Raw genomic sequence first — 501 nt, 5'->3', positions numbered from 1 at the left:
GCTAGAGTGCTCTACCGACTGAGCTAATGGCTCGTGCTTAATTATTATGTGCATTCGCTCAAAAAATAAAAATGGTGCCGGCCAGAGGACTCGAACCCCCAACCCACTGATTACGATTCAGTTGCTCTACCAATTGAGCTAGGCCGGCATGTTTTAAACCCTGCGGATTGTATTCTACCTATTTTAGAGCCAAATGTCAAATCGAATAGGCTTTTGTCATATATTGTATTTTGTCTGCCCGGCAACGACCTACTCTCACAGGGGGAAGCCCCCAATTACCATCGGCGCTGAAGAGCTTAACTTCCGTGTTCGGGATGGGAACGGGTGTGACCTCTTCGCCATTGTCACCGGACAGATCAAATATTGGGCGTTCGACGCAGCGTTCGTTCGTCGAACGTTTTTTACAGGTGCGTTTGCACCCTGAAAACTGAAAACGAAGGTTTCGTGCATCTTTTTTTGGTTAAGTCCTCGACCGATTAGTATTCGTCAGCTCCACGTGTC

At 47.5% G+C, this 501-nt stretch carries 1 tRNA gene and 1 rRNA gene; both read right to left on the bottom strand.

Going from position 1 to position 501, the window contains the following annotated elements:
- Nucleotides 1-72: 72 nt before the first annotated feature.
- A tRNA-Thr gene (locus H532_RS0116630) sits at nt 73-148 on the bottom strand.
- A gap of 88 nt (nt 149-236) precedes the next feature.
- A 5S ribosomal RNA gene (rrf, locus tag H532_RS0116625) occupies nt 237-352 on the bottom strand.
- Between the last annotated feature and the right edge of the window lie 149 nt (nt 353-501).

It is taken from the genome of Tuberibacillus calidus DSM 17572 (assembly GCF_000430685.1).
Taxonomy (GTDB): Bacteria; Bacillota; Bacilli; order Bacillales; family Sporolactobacillaceae; genus Tuberibacillus; species Tuberibacillus calidus.
This window is presented reverse-complemented; position numbering and strand designations above follow the sequence as displayed.